The sequence below is a fragment of the Nocardioides sp. genome, assembly GCF_041913365.1.
In the GTDB taxonomy this organism is placed as follows: domain Bacteria; phylum Actinomycetota; class Actinomycetes; order Propionibacteriales; family Nocardioidaceae; genus Nocardioides.
The window spans coordinates 58,799-72,581 of the sequence record NZ_JAYSFM010000003.1; the positions used below are offsets into that span (position 1 = coordinate 58,799).

General features: G+C 71.4%; 13 protein-coding genes and 1 tRNA gene. 11 read left to right on the top strand and 3 right to left on the bottom strand.

What is annotated here, in order from left to right; translation table 11 throughout:
* Positions 1-35: 35 nt before the first annotated feature.
* Complete coding sequence (locus tag ACE3QY_RS08615) at positions 36-194, bottom strand: DUF5679 domain-containing protein (protein ID WP_090969683.1); 159 nt, start codon at positions 192-194, stop codon at positions 36-38.
* A 193-nt stretch (positions 195-387) separates the two neighbouring features.
* On the opposite strand from ACE3QY_RS08615, the gene ACE3QY_RS08620 reads away from it, so the two are divergent.
* The 3 genes from ACE3QY_RS08620 to ACE3QY_RS08630 all read left to right on the top strand — a co-directional run bounded on the left by ACE3QY_RS08620 (position 388) and on the right by ACE3QY_RS08630 (position 3,210).
* Positions 388-1,230 carry an enoyl-CoA hydratase/isomerase family protein gene (locus tag ACE3QY_RS08620; RefSeq protein ID WP_374455612.1) on the top strand — a complete coding sequence of 281 codons (843 nt, stop codon included), beginning with the start codon at positions 388-390 and terminating at the stop codon, positions 1,228-1,230.
* 331 nt (positions 1,231-1,561) lie between these two features.
* Positions 1,562-2,605 (top strand): PHP domain-containing protein, encoded by a 1,044-nt coding sequence (locus ACE3QY_RS08625; RefSeq protein WP_374455613.1) that lies wholly within the window; start codon positions 1,562-1,564, stop codon positions 2,603-2,605.
* A gap of 59 nt (positions 2,606-2,664) precedes the next feature.
* A complete protein-coding gene (locus tag ACE3QY_RS08630; RefSeq protein ID WP_374455614.1) occupies positions 2,665-3,210 on the top strand; it encodes a M48 family metallopeptidase in 546 nt (181 codons plus the stop codon).
* Between the two features lies 1 nt (position 3,211).
* Here ACE3QY_RS08630 and ACE3QY_RS08635 read toward each other — a convergent pair whose 3' ends face one another.
* Both ACE3QY_RS08635 and ACE3QY_RS08640 read right to left on the bottom strand, forming a co-directional pair.
* Complete coding sequence (locus tag ACE3QY_RS08635) at positions 3,212-3,760, bottom strand: NUDIX hydrolase (protein ID WP_374455615.1); 549 nt, start codon at positions 3,758-3,760, stop codon at positions 3,212-3,214.
* On the bottom strand, positions 3,757-5,088 hold the full coding sequence (locus ACE3QY_RS08640; RefSeq protein WP_374455616.1) for a zinc-dependent metalloprotease: 1,332 nt from the start codon (positions 5,086-5,088) through the stop codon (positions 3,757-3,759). Before ACE3QY_RS08640 ends, ACE3QY_RS08635 begins: the two co-directional genes overlap by 4 nt.
* 60 nt (positions 5,089-5,148) lie before the next feature.
* On the opposite strand from ACE3QY_RS08640, the gene ACE3QY_RS08645 reads away from it, so the two are divergent.
* The 8 genes from ACE3QY_RS08645 (at position 5,149) to ACE3QY_RS08680 (ending at position 13,719) form a co-directional block, all read left to right on the top strand.
* Positions 5,149-5,586 (top strand): molybdenum cofactor biosynthesis protein MoaE, encoded by a 438-nt coding sequence (locus tag ACE3QY_RS08645; RefSeq protein WP_374455617.1) that lies wholly within the window; start codon positions 5,149-5,151, stop codon positions 5,584-5,586.
* 42 nt (positions 5,587-5,628) lie between these two features.
* Positions 5,629-5,889 carry a hypothetical protein gene (locus tag ACE3QY_RS08650; protein ID WP_374455618.1) on the top strand — a complete coding sequence of 87 codons (261 nt, stop codon included), beginning with the start codon at positions 5,629-5,631 and terminating at the stop codon, positions 5,887-5,889.
* A gap of 60 nt (positions 5,890-5,949) precedes the next feature.
* On the top strand, positions 5,950-7,002 hold the full coding sequence (locus ACE3QY_RS08655; protein ID WP_374455619.1) for a PDZ domain-containing protein: 1,053 nt from the start codon (positions 5,950-5,952) through the stop codon (positions 7,000-7,002).
* Positions 6,999-7,574 carry a PPA1309 family protein gene (locus ACE3QY_RS08660; protein WP_374455620.1) on the top strand — a complete coding sequence of 192 codons (576 nt, stop codon included), beginning with the start codon at positions 6,999-7,001 and terminating at the stop codon, positions 7,572-7,574. The genes ACE3QY_RS08655 and ACE3QY_RS08660 overlap by 4 nt, the downstream gene beginning before the upstream one ends.
* A 12-nt stretch (positions 7,575-7,586) precedes the next feature.
* Positions 7,587-10,520 carry a UPF0182 family protein gene (locus ACE3QY_RS08665; RefSeq protein ID WP_374455621.1) on the top strand — a complete coding sequence of 978 codons (2,934 nt, stop codon included), beginning with the start codon at positions 7,587-7,589 and terminating at the stop codon, positions 10,518-10,520.
* A 49-nt stretch (positions 10,521-10,569) separates the two neighbouring features.
* Positions 10,570-10,643: transfer RNA gene (locus ACE3QY_RS08670), tRNA-Met, on the top strand.
* Between the two features lie 314 nt (positions 10,644-10,957).
* Positions 10,958-11,362 carry a hypothetical protein gene (locus ACE3QY_RS08675; protein ID WP_129456439.1) on the top strand — a complete coding sequence of 135 codons (405 nt, stop codon included), beginning with the start codon at positions 10,958-10,960 and terminating at the stop codon, positions 11,360-11,362.
* A complete protein-coding gene (locus tag ACE3QY_RS08680; RefSeq protein ID WP_129456440.1) occupies positions 11,359-13,719 on the top strand; it encodes a hypothetical protein in 2,361 nt (786 codons plus the stop codon). Before ACE3QY_RS08675 ends, ACE3QY_RS08680 begins: the two co-directional genes overlap by 4 nt.
* The last annotated feature ends 64 nt before the right edge of the window (positions 13,720-13,783 follow it).

The window sequence follows — 13,783 nt, forward strand, 5'->3', positions numbered from 1 at the left end:
GGTGTCGCCGCCGCTGTCAGCTCACGGGGTGAGGCTCACGCCTTGCCGAGGATGCGGTTCAGGTTGGTACCGCAGACCGGGCACACGCCCTTGGCCATCTTGGTGCCCTTGTCGTTGACCTTGATCTCGCCCTCCGCCTCGCGCTTCTCCTTGCACTTGACGCAGTAGAACTCACCGCTCCAGGTCTCCGCCATGACGGCCTCCTTGCTTGTTTCTCTTTGGTCGTCGCGACGGGGTTGCTCGTGGGGGAAGCCCGCCGGGGAGCTCAGGCGGCTGCCCATGCTCCGACGACGACCCTACGCCACGCGTGGCCCACGCTCACGCACCACACGCGCTGAGCGTGAATCCGGATGATTTCACGCTCAGTCGCATCAGTACCCTCACCCCATGTCCGAGCACCCTCCTGGCCCCCTTCCCGGCCCCCTTCCCGGCCCCCTTCCCGACCTCGTCCACCTGCGCCTCGAGCGCCCGTCGGAGGGGGTCGTGCTGCTGACCCTCGACAACCCCGACATGCGCAACGCGATGAGCGACGAGATGACCTCGTCGTGGGTCGCGGCGATCGACGCGCTGGCCGCCGACCCGACCGTGCGAGCCGTGGTCGTGACCGGCGAGGGCAGCGCCTTCTGCTCCGGCGGCAACACCTCGTGGATCGCCAGCGAGCCCGACGCGAGCGTCGACCACCTCCGGGCGCGGATGATGCCGTTCTACCGGGCGTGGCTCTCGATACGCCGGCTCGAGGTGCCGACCATCGCCGCGGTGAACGGCCACGCCATCGGCGCCGGACTCTGCCTCGCGCTCGCCTGCGACATCCGCTACGCCGCGTCGGGCGCCAAGCTGGGCCTGCCGTTCAACAAGCTCGGGATGCACGCCGGCATGGCCGGCACCTACCTGCTGCCCAACGTCGTCGGGCCCGCGCACGCCCGCGACCTGCTCCTCACCGGCCGCGTGGTCGACGCTGACGAGGCGCTCCGGCTCGGCCTGGTCTCGCGCGTGGTCGCGGGCGACGGCTTCCTCGACGACGTGCTGGCGACCGCGGCCGACATCGCCGCGACGGCCCCGATCGCGGCCCGCCTCACCAAGATCGCGCTCGCCGACGGCGGCCACGCCGACTTCGAGTCCGCCCTGCAGTGGGAGGCGCTCGCCCAGCCGATGACCCTGGCGACCGCCGACCTGCAGGAGGGCATCGCGGCCGCGCGGGAGAAGCGAGCGCCGCAGTTCCGCGGCCGCTGAGCGGATCGACCCACGGCCCGAGATGAAGAAGGGCGCCCCTCGGGACGGAGAAGGGGCCCCGCAGCCATCGACGCCTGCCTTCCCCTGCTGACGTCGACGAGCCGTGGGGCCCTTCTGGGGCGCAACGCTAGGAGGCCGGTCACGCACGGTCAACGGGTCGACGTCCACCCCTGTGGACAGGCCTGTGGACGCGGTGTGCACAGCAGCCGGCCGGTGGTGGAGGGCGGCTCCGGCGGTGGGGAGAGCCCTGTGGGCGACACGCCCGGCGCGTCGCCGTACTGTGCGGGTGACCAGCGCGTTCGGCGGGACCGGGCCTGTGGAGGGGAAGAAGTTGACGGAGAAGGGCCAGATCGAGCGCGGTCCGGTGGCCACGCTGCGCCGGATCGCCTTCCTCATGGAGCGCCAGCGCGAGGAGAGCCGCCGGATCGAGGCGTTCCGCAAGGCCGCACGCACGATCCTGCCGCTGCCCGAGGACGAGGTACGCCAGCGAGCCGCTGCCGGCACGCTCACCGAGCTCCCCGGCATCGGGCCGAGCACCGCCGCGGTGATCACCGACGCCTGCAACGGCGTGGTCCCCGAGCGGCTGGTCAAGCTCGAGCAGACCGCCGGGCCGCTGGCCCGGGGCGGTGAGGAGCTCCGGGCCAGGCTGCGCGGCGACCTGCACTCCCACTCCGACTGGTCCGACGGCGGCTCGCCGCTGGAGGAGATGGCGATGACGGCCATGGAGCTCGGCCACGACTACCTCGTCCTCACCGACCACAGCCCCCGGCTGCGCGTGGCCAACGGCCTGAGCGCCGAGCGGCTGATCCGCCAGCTCGGCGTGGTGGAGGCCGTCAACGAGCACCTCGGCGGCAGCTTCACCCTGCTCAAGGGGATCGAGGTCGACATCCTCGACGACGGCTCGCTCGACCAGACGCCCGAGATGCTGGGTCGGCTCGACGTCCGGGTGGCGTCGGTGCACTCCAAGCTCAAGATGGACCCCGAGCCGATGACGCGGCGGATGGTCGGCGCGGTCCGCAACCCGCACACCAACGTGCTCGGGCACTGCACCGGGCGGCTCGTGACGGGCAACCGGGGCGTCCGGCCGCAGAGCCGGTTCGACGCGAAGGCCGTCTTCACCGCCTGCGCGGAGGAGGGCGTCGCGGTGGAGATCAACTCCCGACCCGAGCGACGCGACCCGCCGACGAAGCTGCTCGAGCTCGCCCGCGACCTCGGCTGCCTGTTCTCCATCGACTCCGACGCGCACGCGCCGGGCCAGCTCGACATGCTCGACCACGGCGCCGCGCGGGCCACCGAGGCCGGCATCGACCCGGACCGGATCGTCAACACGTGGGAGCGGGACCGGCTCCTCGCGTGGGCGTCCGCCCGCCTGTGACGGGACCGCGCCCGCGCGTACGACGTACCGGCGTGGGTGGTGGCGGCTAGGTTCGAGCCATGACCCAGTCGACCGGGGCCGCGCCCGAGGTGGAGGTGCGCCGTTCGCGGCGGCGCCGGCGCACGGTCTCGGCCTACCGCGACGGCGACCGGATCGTGGTCCTCATCCCCGCCACCATGAGCAAGCGCGACGAGGCGACCTGGGTGGCCGACATGGTCGCGCGGATCCAACGCCAGGAGCGCCGCAAGGTGCGCTCCGACGACGAGCTCGTCGCGCGGGCGGGCAAGCTCAACGACCTCTACCTCGGCGGCATGGCGGTCCCGTCGTCGGTGCGCTGGGTGACCAACCAGAACGCCCGCTGGGGCTCGTGCACCCCGGGCGACCGCACGATCCGGCTCAGCGACCGGCTCAAGCAGATGCCGGCCTGGGTCGTCGACTACGTGCTCGTGCACGAGCTCGCCCACCTGCTCGAGGCGGGGCACACGCCGGCCTTCTGGGCGTGGGTGGACCGCTACCCCCGGGCCGAGAAGGCCAAGGGCTACCTCGAGGGCTACTCCGCCGCGGCTCGCCTCGAGCCGCCACCGGGCGGCGACGAGGACGAGTGAGTCAGCCGCGCACCCGCGCGAGCGCCGCGTCGATGAGGGCGTACATGTCGTCGAACGTGTGCGGCAGCGCGTCGACCGGCCACCACCGCACGTCGAGCGACTCCTCGCTGGTGGCGTGGGAGGCGTCGGGGCCGGCGACCGCGACGAAGCGGACGTCGAGGTGGTGCACGGTGCCCCGGTCGGAGCAGAACTCCACGGCGTGCGCGTCGAGGCACAGCGGCTCGGGGTCGAGCTCGAAGGCGCTCAGCCCCGACTCCTCGACCAGCTCGCGCCGGGCGCCGTCGACGAGCGTGGCGTCGCCCGGCTCGAGGTGACCGCCGAAGGCCAGCCATGCGTCGGCCTTGCGGTGGTGGTTGAGCAGGACCGCGTCCGCGGCCGGGGACACCACGAGCGCGCCGGCCGTCAGGTGGTCGGGGAAGCACGCCTTCGCGAGCCCGTCGCGGTGTGCGTGGAGGTGCGTGACGAAGCGGTCGCGCAGGGCGGCCTGGTCGGGAGCGGGCGGCGTCCAGCCAGTCAGGGTCGCCAGCGCGCTCGCGTGCAGGTCGCTCACTCGCCGGGGCGCGGGTCGGAGCCGCCGTCGAGCAGGTCGCGCAGGCCGGCGTCGAACTCCTCCTCCGACAGCTCGCCCACCGCGTCGGAGCCCTCGCGGAAGCCCAGCGGGTCGTCGAGGTCGGCGGCCGTCGGGAGCAGGTGCGGCGACATCCACACGCCGTCGCGGGCCTCGGCGCCCTGCCGGGTGCGCAGCGCGCCCCACAGCGTCGAGGCGTCGCGCAGGCGGCGGGGCCGCAGCTCGAGGCCGACGAGGGTGGCGAAGGTCTGCTCGGCCGGGCCGCCGGCAGCGCGGCGACGGCGTACGGTCTCCTGCAGCTTGGCGGCGGCGGGCATCCGGTCGGCCGTGGCGAGGCCGACGACCTCGTCGACCCAGCCCTCCACCAGCGCGAGGGTCACCTCGAGCTTCTCCAGGGCGGCCTTCTGCGCGGCCGACGGCTCGGGGTCGAACAGCCCGCCGGCGAGGGCGTCCTGCATGGCGGCGGGGTTGGTCATGTCGATCTCGCGGAGCTTGGCCTCCATGCCGGAGGTGTCGAAGTCCATGCCCGCGCCGTACTCGGCCACCGCGCTGATCAGGTGGTCGCGCAGCCACGGCACGCCGGCGAACAGCCGCTGGTGGGCGGCCTCGCGCAGCGCGAGGTAGAGGAGCACGTCGTCGGTGGTCACGTCGGGCAGCTCGGCGGCGAAGGCCGCGACGTTGGTCGGCAGCAGGGCCGCCTTGCCGATGGGGCCGAGCGGCAGGCCGATGTCGGAGGCGCTGAGCACGTCGCCGGCGAGGGCGCCGAGGCCGCTGCCGACCTGGGAGGCGACCATCGCTCCGCTGGCCTTGCCGAGCATCGCCATCAGCGGCCCGGCGAGCTGGCGCATCTCCTCGGGCATCGCCTGGCCGAGGGCGGTGGTGGCGGAGCCGGCGATCGGCTCGACCAGCACCTTCCAGACGTCGATGGTCTCCACGATCCACTCAGCGCGCGACCACGCCGCAGTGGTGGAGACGCCGGAGGGGAAGGCGGTGGTGGTGTCGAGCCAGTGGTCGGCGAGGCGTACGGCGTCGGCGACCGCGCCGGACTGGGCGGGGCTGACGGCCGGGTCGGGCTCCTGTGCCGCGGTCTTGCGGGCGAGGTCGACCACGGTGTCCCAGTTGACGGGGCCGTCGTGCGGCGCGAAGAGCGACTGCATCTGCGCCATCAGCTGGTTGAGGTCGGGCATGCCGCCGCCCGGGCCGAAGCCGCCCATCTGGGAGAAGATCTGCTCGAACGGCGTGCCCTTGAACGGGTTGTTGTCGTCGGGGTCCTGGCCGGACGATCCGGGGCCGCCGGGGGTCTCACTCATGGACCCCACGGTACTCACCGGGCCCAGACCGGCGCCGGTGCGCGGGCCTACACTCGGCCCGTGACCGACGCCCCGTCCGATCCCGTACGCCTCGTCGCCATCCGCGACGCCCCCCTCGACGTGGCGGAGGTGGTCGACGCCCTGGGTGACGAGGGCGCCGGCGGGCTGACCCTCTTCATCGGGCAGGTGCGCGACCACGACGGCGGCAAGGGCGTGACCGCGCTCGACTACTCCGCCCATCCGACCGCGCTCGCCCGGCTCGAGGACGTGTGCCGCCGGGTCGCGGACGAGCACGACGTACGCGGCGTGGCGGCCGTGCACCGGGTCGGCCAGCTGCGCATCGGTGACCTCGCGGTCGTCGTCGCCACCACGGCGGCGCACCGGGGCGACGCCTTCGCGGCCTCGCGCGCGCTGATCGACACGCTCAAGGCCGAGGTGCCGATCTGGAAGCACCAGGTCTTCGACGACGCGACCGAGGAGTGGGTCGGCACGCCGTAGTGCCTCCCCGCCGCAGGCCGCGCGCGCACCTACGCTCACCACGTGGAGATCCTGCTCTGGCTCGCGCCGGCCGCCGTCGTGACGGTCGTGGCCATGCTCTGGGTGAGCTGGGTCAGCCGGGACGGTCGTGGCGAGGTCGACCGGGACGTCGCCGTCGAGCGGCTCGGCAGGGCGCTGTCCAAGGAGCTCCCGGCCGGGACCCGTCGACCCTCGGCACCCGCGCGCGACCGCAGCACGGGCATCGCGGTGCGGCCCAGCCACGGCGGTCCGCCGGCAGGCGACCGCACCCGCCGGGCGTCCTAGCCGGCTGCTGGGTGTCGGCTGGTTGTCGCGTGGTTGTGGTCGTTTGAGAGAGTTACGCCCATGAGTCAGCGGACCAGGGCGGGGCTTCTCGCGCTGTGCCTGCTGGCCGTGCTGTGGGGGACCGCCGCCTTCGTGCCGCTGCCCTACGTCACCTACTACCCCGGCCCGACCGTCGACATCCTCGCCGAGAACGACGGCGCCGAGACCGTCAAGGTCACCGGGCACCGGGCCTACCACGACGACGGCGAGCTGCGGATGACCACGGTCTACGTCAGCCAGCCCGAGGACGACGTGACGCTGCCCGAGCTGCTGCGGGCCTACTTCGACCCCGACGCGGCGGTGTGGCCACGCTCCTCGATCTACGCCCCGGACGAGACCGACGAGTCCAGCGACCGGGAGTCCGCGGTCGCGATGGTGTCCTCCCAGGACACCGCCGTCGCGGCCGCCCTGACCGAGCTCGGCGAGAAGGTCGACCCGATCGTGGAGGTCCAGGACGTCACGCCGTCGCTGCCCGCGGACGGCAAGCTCGAGGTCCGCGACGTCCTGCTCGAGGTGGGCGGCACCCCGGTGACGGACGCCCAGGACGTCGTCGACGCGGTCGACGCCGCCGAGGTGGGCGAGCCGCTCGCGTTCGTCGTACGCCGTGACGGCGAGAAGCTGACCGTGGAGGTCACCCCGCGCGAGGTCGACGGCGACAAGCGCATCGGCATCACGCCGGGGGTCGGCTTCGACTTCCCGTTCCAGGTGAGCGTCAGCATCTCCGAGAACATCGGCGGCCCGAGCGCCGGTCTGATGATGTCGCTGGCCATCCTCGACACGCTGACGCCCGGCTCGATGACCGGAGGCGAGGAGGTCGCCGGCACCGGCACGATCACCCCGTCCGGCGAGGTGGGGCCGATCGGCGGGATCCAGCAGAAGGTCGCGGCCGCGCGCGACGCCGGAGCCGAGCTGTTCTTCGTGCCGGCCGACAACTGCGATGCGATCGGCGACGTCGACACCGGCGACATGCGCCTGGCCAGGGCGACGACGATGCACAAGGCGGTCCAGACCCTCGCGGACTGGGTGGCCGACCACGACACCGAGCTCCCGACCTGCGAGGACACTGCCTCATGACGACCGACGACCCGGCCGCCCCCGCCCTCCTGCCCGAGGACCCCGCGCTGGCGGCCGCCGTGCTCGAGATCGAGTCGCACGTCGCGGCCGACGGGTGGGACCAGCCGGCCCGGCTCTACGCCCTCGTCGACACCGCGGAGCTGGTGGCGCAGGAGCCCGCTCTCGCCGCGGCGATGGCCATCGACGGCCCCGGCGACGAGGGGTCGTTCACCCCGATCGAGCAGGAGGGGCTGCCACCCGGCCAGCCGCTCGAGGAGGCGCTCCACTCGATCGCCTGGCCCGACAGCGTCGCCGGCTGCGCCGCGGTGATCGAGCGGCTGGTGCTGCCTCCGGGCGTCGACGACGACATCCCCGACGACCCGATGGCCGCCGAGCTGTTCGCTCGTGAGCACCCCGACCGCCAGGAGGTCCGGATGGTCGCCGGCGTCACCCGCGCCGGGGCGTCGTACTGCGCCCTGCGGCTGCGGGCCCACGACGACGAGCTGTCGGTGGTCAACGGCACCGAGCTGGTGCCCGGACTCCTCGAGCTCCTCCACGCGACGTTGCACGACACCCCCACCGAGAACGCCTGAGCAGGGACCGTCATGAGCACTCCGTTCGACAACACCCGACCGACCCCGGCGCGACCGGCGTCGACCTCCCGGCGCCCCGGCGCGCTGGTGATCACCGCGATCGTGCTGATCATCGCGTTCATGGTGCTGAGCGGCTTCGCGTCGTTCTGGACCGAGCGGCTGTGGTTCCGCTCGGTCGGCTACGGCGAGGTCTTCACCACGTTGCTGCTCACCCGCGTGGGGCTGTTCCTGGTCTTCGCCGGCCTGATGGCGACGACCGTGGCGCTGGCCATGGCGATGGCGTACCGCTTCCGGCCGGTGCTGTGGCCCGGGATGCCGGGCATGCCCGACGACGGCATGGACCGCTACCGCGAGCTCCTGGCGCCCCGGATGGGCTGGGTCATCGGTGGCGCGGCGGTGGTGATGGGCCTCTTCGCCGGCGCCTCGGCGACGGGCCAGTGGCGCAACTACTCGATGTGGCGGCACAGCCAGACCTTCGGCAGCCGCGACCCGTACTTCGAGAAGGACGTGGGCTTCTACGTCTTCGACCTGCCGTTCTGGCACTACGTCGTCGACTTCGTGATGGCGCTCGCGGTGGTCGGGCTGCTGGCCTCGATCCTGGTCAACTACCTCTTCGGGGGGATCCGGCTCTCGGCCCGGCCGGGGGAGCGGCTGACCAGCGCGGCGCAGATCCAGGTGTCGGCCCTGCTGGCGCTGTTCGTGCTCGCCAAGGCCGTCGACTACTGGCTGGACCGCTTCGACCTGGTGACCAACTCCGGGTCGATCTTCACGGGGATGGGCTACACCGACGACAAGGCCGTGCTGCCCGCCAAGGAGATCCTGGCCGGCATCGCGATCGTGTGCGCGATGCTCTTCCTCGCCAACATCTGGCGCCGCACCTGGCTGCTGCCGTCGGTCGGCGTCGCCCTGTTCGCGCTGTCGGCGATCATCCTCGGCCTGATCGTCCCGACGCTCGTCCAGGCGATCCGGGTCAACCCCAACGTGCCCGACCGCGAGGGGCAGTACATCAAGGAGAACATCGACGCGACCCGCGAGGCGTACTCCCTCGACGAGGTCGAGATGGGCACGGTCACCGGCTCGCCCGTGACCGGCGGCGGACGGCTCGACACCCTCGACGGGATGACGTCGAGCGTGCCGCTGGTCGACCCCGAGGTGGTCAGCCAGGTCTTCGAGACCCAGCAGCAGGTGCGCGCCTACTACTCGGTCAACGACGTGCTCGACGTGGACCGCTACGAGATCGGCGGCAAGGACCGCGCGGTCGTGCTCGGCGTGCGCGAGGTGGACCAGAGCGGCATCGCGGAGGGCGACCGCAACTGGGCCAACCTGCACACCGTCTACACCCACGGCAACGGCGTCATCGCGGCCTACGCCAACCAGCGTCCCGAGGACGACGAGAGCCAGTCGCTCAACATCCAGTGGGCCGAGGGCCAGGAGGCCGACGAGGACGCGCTGACGAGCCTGTCGCCCGAGGGCTACGAGTCCCGTGTCTACTACGGCGAGAAGAGCCCGTCGTACAGCATCGTCGGCAGGCCGGCGTCCAGCAACGACGTCGAGCTCGACCTGCCCAAGGGCGCCCGCGAGGAGACCAGCGACGCCACGACGTACACCGGCACCGGCGGCGTGCCGGTCGGCAGCCTGTTCAACCAGCTGCTGTACGCCGTGAAGTTCAGCGAGCCGAACTTCCTGCTGTCCAGCCGGGTCTACGACAACTCCAAGGTCCTCTACGACCGCAACCCGCGCACCATGGTCGAGAAGGTCGCGCCCTGGCTGACCGTCGACTCCGACCCCTACCCGGTGGTCGTCGGCGGCCGGATCCAGTGGGTGCTCGACGGCTACACCGTCACCGACAAGTACCCGCTGTCGCAGCGCGAGTCGCTGGAGACGATGACCGACGACTCGCTGCAGGAGAACACGGGCTTCCAGACCCTGCCGACCGACGAGATCAACTACCTCCGCAACTCGGTCAAGGCCACCGTCGACGCCTACGACGGCACGGTGACGCTCTACGCGTGGGAGGACACCGACCCGATCCTCAAGGCCTGGGACGAGGTGTTCCCGGGCGTGATCAAGGCGCGCGACGAGATCCCCGACGAGCTGCTGGAGCACCTGCGCTACCCCGAGGACCTGTTCAAGGCCCAGCGCTACCAGTTCCAGCGCTACCACGTCACCGACGCGCTCGACTGGTACGAGGGCTCGGGGCGCTGGGAGGTCCCGACGGATCCCCAGTCCTCCAACAGCCTCCAGCCGCCGTACCGCCTCTTCGCCGACACCGGTGAGGGCGAGAACTGGTCGCTGACCTCGGTCTACGTGCCGCGCCAGAAGGAGAACCTGGCCGCCTACATGGCCGTGAACAGCGACGCGACGAGCGACGACTACGGCAAGATCACCGTCCTCGAGCTCCCCAACGAGCGCACCGACGGACCCAACCTGATCGCCAACACGTTCGCATCCAACGAGGACGTCAGCCGGGCCCTGCTGCCCTACACGACGGGTGACGCCAAGCGCGTCCCGGGCAACCTGCTGACGCTGCCGGTCGGTGACAGCTTCATGTACGTCCAGCCGGTTTACACCCAGCGCGCGGGAGCGTCGAACTTCCCGATCCTGCGCTTCGTGCTGGTGTCGTACAACGGCAGCGTCGGGATCGGTACGACGTTGCGCAGCGCCATCGAGGACGCCCTGCTCGGCGACACCTCCTCGGAGCCGACGGAGACCCCGACCGAGACGCCGACCGAGACGTCGAGCGCGTCGCCGACCGAGTCGCCCACGGAGTCCCCGACGACCCCGGCGGGTGGCACGCAGGCGCAGATCCGCGAGCTGCTCCGCCAGGCCGAGGCGAAGTTCGCCCAGGCCGACGCGGCGCAGCAGGCCGGCAACACGGTCAAGTGGGCCCGGCTGATGGAGGAGGGACGCGCGCTGATCGAGGAGGCCGTGCGGCTGGCGGGCTGACCCCGATTTGGGTTCCCCAGCACCACCCCTGTACTGTTCCTTTCACCGACGCGGGGTGGAGCAGCTCGGTAGCTCGCTGGGCTCATAACCCAGAGGTCGCAGGTTCAAATCCTGCCCCCGCTACTCAAGAATCAAAAGATTCGCACCTTGGCCCCCACATCTTGTGGGGGCCAAGCGCATTTCAGCCCACATCTAGTGGCCCGATGCGCCTATCCGGGGTCGATTGTCGGCTTGATTGTTTCTCGAATGACCTAGGTGACCCTGGTCGCACCAGGTGCATCCCCCGTTCGATCCACGCGTGTACTGCACCGCCTTGCGTCCCCGATCGAGGGCGATCGGGGGCTTCCGGGGGCGTCGAGGGACGACTCCTGAAGAAAGTTGAGCCCGGCTGGTGGCGGGGATTGCCGGACCCTGATCGCCTCGGACGGTCCTGCGACATGACCCCCATGACGCCCGGCGACACGCCGGCCACCTACAGCCCCGACACCACCCTCACCCTCAGCGAGATCGCCGACCTCACCGGCCGCGACCTCAAGACCATCAAGACCTGGAACGACTCCGGCAAGGGCCGCTGGCCCAACGCCACCCAGGACGAAACCGGCCGCAAGACCTGGCGCGTCCCGGTCCGCGACCTCGTCGCCACCGACGTCCTCGACGCCTCCCAGATCGAGCAGGTCGCGAACGAGCTCGCCGCCCGGCGCGAGTCCAAGGAGACCAAGGCCCTCCGCGAGCAGGTCATCCGCCTCGAGGAGAAGCTCACCGCCGCGGCGGCCCTCGCCGATGAGCGCGCCAACACCATCGCCCTCCTCAAGAGCCTGGTCCGCAAGGGCGGTGCAGCATGAGCCGCAAGCTGACCGGTTCCAAGAAGCAGACCGACGGCGGCTGGACCGCCAGCCTCCCGATTCGCCGCGGCGCCACCAAGCGCCGGACCTACACCTTCACCACCGAAGAGGCCGTCGACCGCTGGATCGCCGCCGGCATCGCCGCCATCGAGAGCGACACCGACCTCCCCACCCCCGGGGCCGAGGGACGCGTCGCGAACAAGCGCACCCAGAAGACCGGGACCGACTTCCGCGCCATGGCCGACCGGTGGCACGCCGAGCGCTACGAGGAGCTGCGGCGCGGCAAGCACGACCGCGCCACCTCGACCCTCGGCCACATCAAGCGCATCGCCGCCTTCATGAACGAGCGCGGCCTCGTGCTCGAGACCATGGTGCGTGACGAGGTGAAGGCGTTGCAGGCGACCCTCACCCGGTCGAACACCGACATCACGGTCCGCGTCCCGGACGGCGTCGACCCGACCCAGCTGGTCACCATGGCCGAGGCCCTCGAGCTCCCCAAGATGGCATCCAAGTCGACGCTGAAGCGCCGCAAGGCCGAAGGCAAGCTCGTTCCCGTCGACCCGTCTTCCGCGGTGCACCGCTTCCTCGTCTCCGATCTCTACAACGAGGACATCCTCGGCCCCGGCGGCGAGCTCCGCCGAGGACCGCGCACCAACGGCAGCCTCTCCCAGGACGTCGCCAAGGACGTCATGTGGGCCTTCGAGGAAATCTGCAAGTACGCCCTGGACCACGGCGTCGACGTCCCGCAGGACCGCAGCAGCCTCGCCATGCACATCACCGACAAGGCGCCCAGCGCTGAGCGCCAGCCCGTCAGTCTCACGCGCTGCGCCGACATCGCCTCGCGGTTGCACGTCGTGCACCAGCTCGCCCTGTGGGTCATGCGCATCCTCGGGCTGCGCATCAGCGAGGCCTACGGCATCCGCGTCTACGACGTGCTCGACCAGGGGCCGGGCCAGTACGGCGCCGTCGCGGTCAAGACGCAGGGCGGCAAGAAGTTCACCCAGATCGCCCCGGACGGCACCAAGGTCACCAGCGACGACAAGGACGAGCTCAAGACCAAGAACTCCAAGCGCGCGCTCGTCGTCCCGCCCGCCCTCATGGACTTCATCCGCCTCGTCGTCGCTGTCTTCCACACCGACGCCGACGGCGTGATCCGCCAGGACGCTCGCCTCATCCCCGGCCTCAACCGCCGAGACGCCGGCGGCCAGGCTGCCTTCCGCACCGCCCTGGCGGATGCTGCCGAGGCCGCCCGCGTCGACTGCACGCCTGAGGAGGAGGTGATCGACGAGGTCTTCTCCTGCACGCCCCACGACATGCGACGGACCATCCTGTCCGACCTCGATCGCCTCAAGGTGAAGGGCACCCACACGCGGCGATTCGCCGGCCACCTCGCCGGCACCGCCGTCCTCCACCGCAGCTACCTCCTCGACGACCCGAAGCTCCGCCCCGCGCGGAAGATCGCCGTCCTCATCCAGAAGGAGCTCACCACCAACCTCCCGGTCGGACTCGTCATCCCCACCACCGTCCGCTGCACCACCGGCAACCAGAAGTTCCTCGCGTTGGACGGTCCGCGCATCGACGCCGAGCTCGCCGAGCGTGGCTCCCTCGTCCTCACGACGGACGAGGGCGGGGAGCCGCTCCTCGGGACCGTCGAGGCTGCCGATCTCTGGGACGTCACGCCCAAGACGGCGCGTCTCTGGATGGCCGAGGGTCGAGTGCCGTCAGTCCCGTGCGGCGGTCGTGGCAAGGGGCAGGAGCGGCGGGTGCGTCTCTGCGACGCCATGGCACTGCGCCAGCGGCTCAGCACCCAGATCACGCTCGTCCGGCTCGCCGATGAGGTCCAGACGACCTACCACACCGTGTACCAGTTCGTCCGCGCGAAGGGGCTCGAGCTCGAGGCCTGGGGCGAGCGCGACTTCATCGTCCCGCCCGCAACTGCCGCCCTCCTGCGCGAGCACTACGCACACCAGGCAGAACTGCACCGCCGCGCCGTGCCCTACTCCAAGGCAGCGAAGGAGCTCGGTACGACGGTGGCTGCGGTCGAGCACCTCGTGGAGGACGGGACGTTGGACAAGGACGAGCGCGCCTACGACGGTCGTCGCATGGTCACCCGCGAGAGCCTCGCCGGGGCCACCCAGCAGCCGGTTCGCCGTCCCACTCCGACGGTCCGCGACGACCTGATGACGTGGGCCGAGGTGTCGGCCGCAACCGGACTGGCGAGCGCGGACATCGACGCACTCGTTGCTGACGGAATGCTGGTGCGCGTGCAGCACCAGCGGCGACGCCACGTGACTCGGGTCAGCGTGCTGAGGTATCTCGCCGAGCACGACCCGTCACGCCTCGCGCTGGCCGTCTGACGGGTCCAAGCTCGATACCCCTCCCTCCACGCGACCGATGAGGCGGTCCGGCTCGCGTGGAGGT

Excerpts from the sequence above, each read along its gene's own strand:
- ACE3QY_RS08655 (WP_374455619.1), top strand. The coding sequence starts at position 5,950 with ATGAGTCAGCGGACCAGGGCGGGGCTTCTCGCGCTGTGCCTGCTGGCC.
- ACE3QY_RS08680 (WP_129456440.1), top strand. The coding sequence starts at position 11,359 with ATGAGCCGCAAGCTGACCGGTTCCAAGAAGCAGACCGACGGCGGCTGG.
- ACE3QY_RS08665 (WP_374455621.1), top strand. The coding sequence starts at position 7,587 with ATGAGCACTCCGTTCGACAACACCCGACCGACCCCGGCGCGACCGGCG.
- ACE3QY_RS08630 (WP_374455614.1), top strand. The coding sequence starts at position 2,665 with ATGACCCAGTCGACCGGGGCCGCGCCCGAGGTGGAGGTGCGCCGTTCG.
- ACE3QY_RS08640 (WP_374455616.1), bottom strand. The coding sequence starts at position 5,088 with ATGAGTGAGACCCCCGGCGGCCCCGGATCGTCCGGCCAGGACCCCGAC.
- ACE3QY_RS08615 (WP_090969683.1), bottom strand. The coding sequence starts at position 194 with ATGGCGGAGACCTGGAGCGGTGAGTTCTACTGCGTCAAGTGCAAGGAG.
- ACE3QY_RS08620 (WP_374455612.1), top strand. The coding sequence starts at position 388 with ATGTCCGAGCACCCTCCTGGCCCCCTTCCCGGCCCCCTTCCCGGCCCC.
- ACE3QY_RS08675 (WP_129456439.1), top strand. The coding sequence starts at position 10,958 with ATGACCCCCATGACGCCCGGCGACACGCCGGCCACCTACAGCCCCGAC.
- ACE3QY_RS08660 (WP_374455620.1), top strand. The coding sequence starts at position 6,999 with ATGACGACCGACGACCCGGCCGCCCCCGCCCTCCTGCCCGAGGACCCC.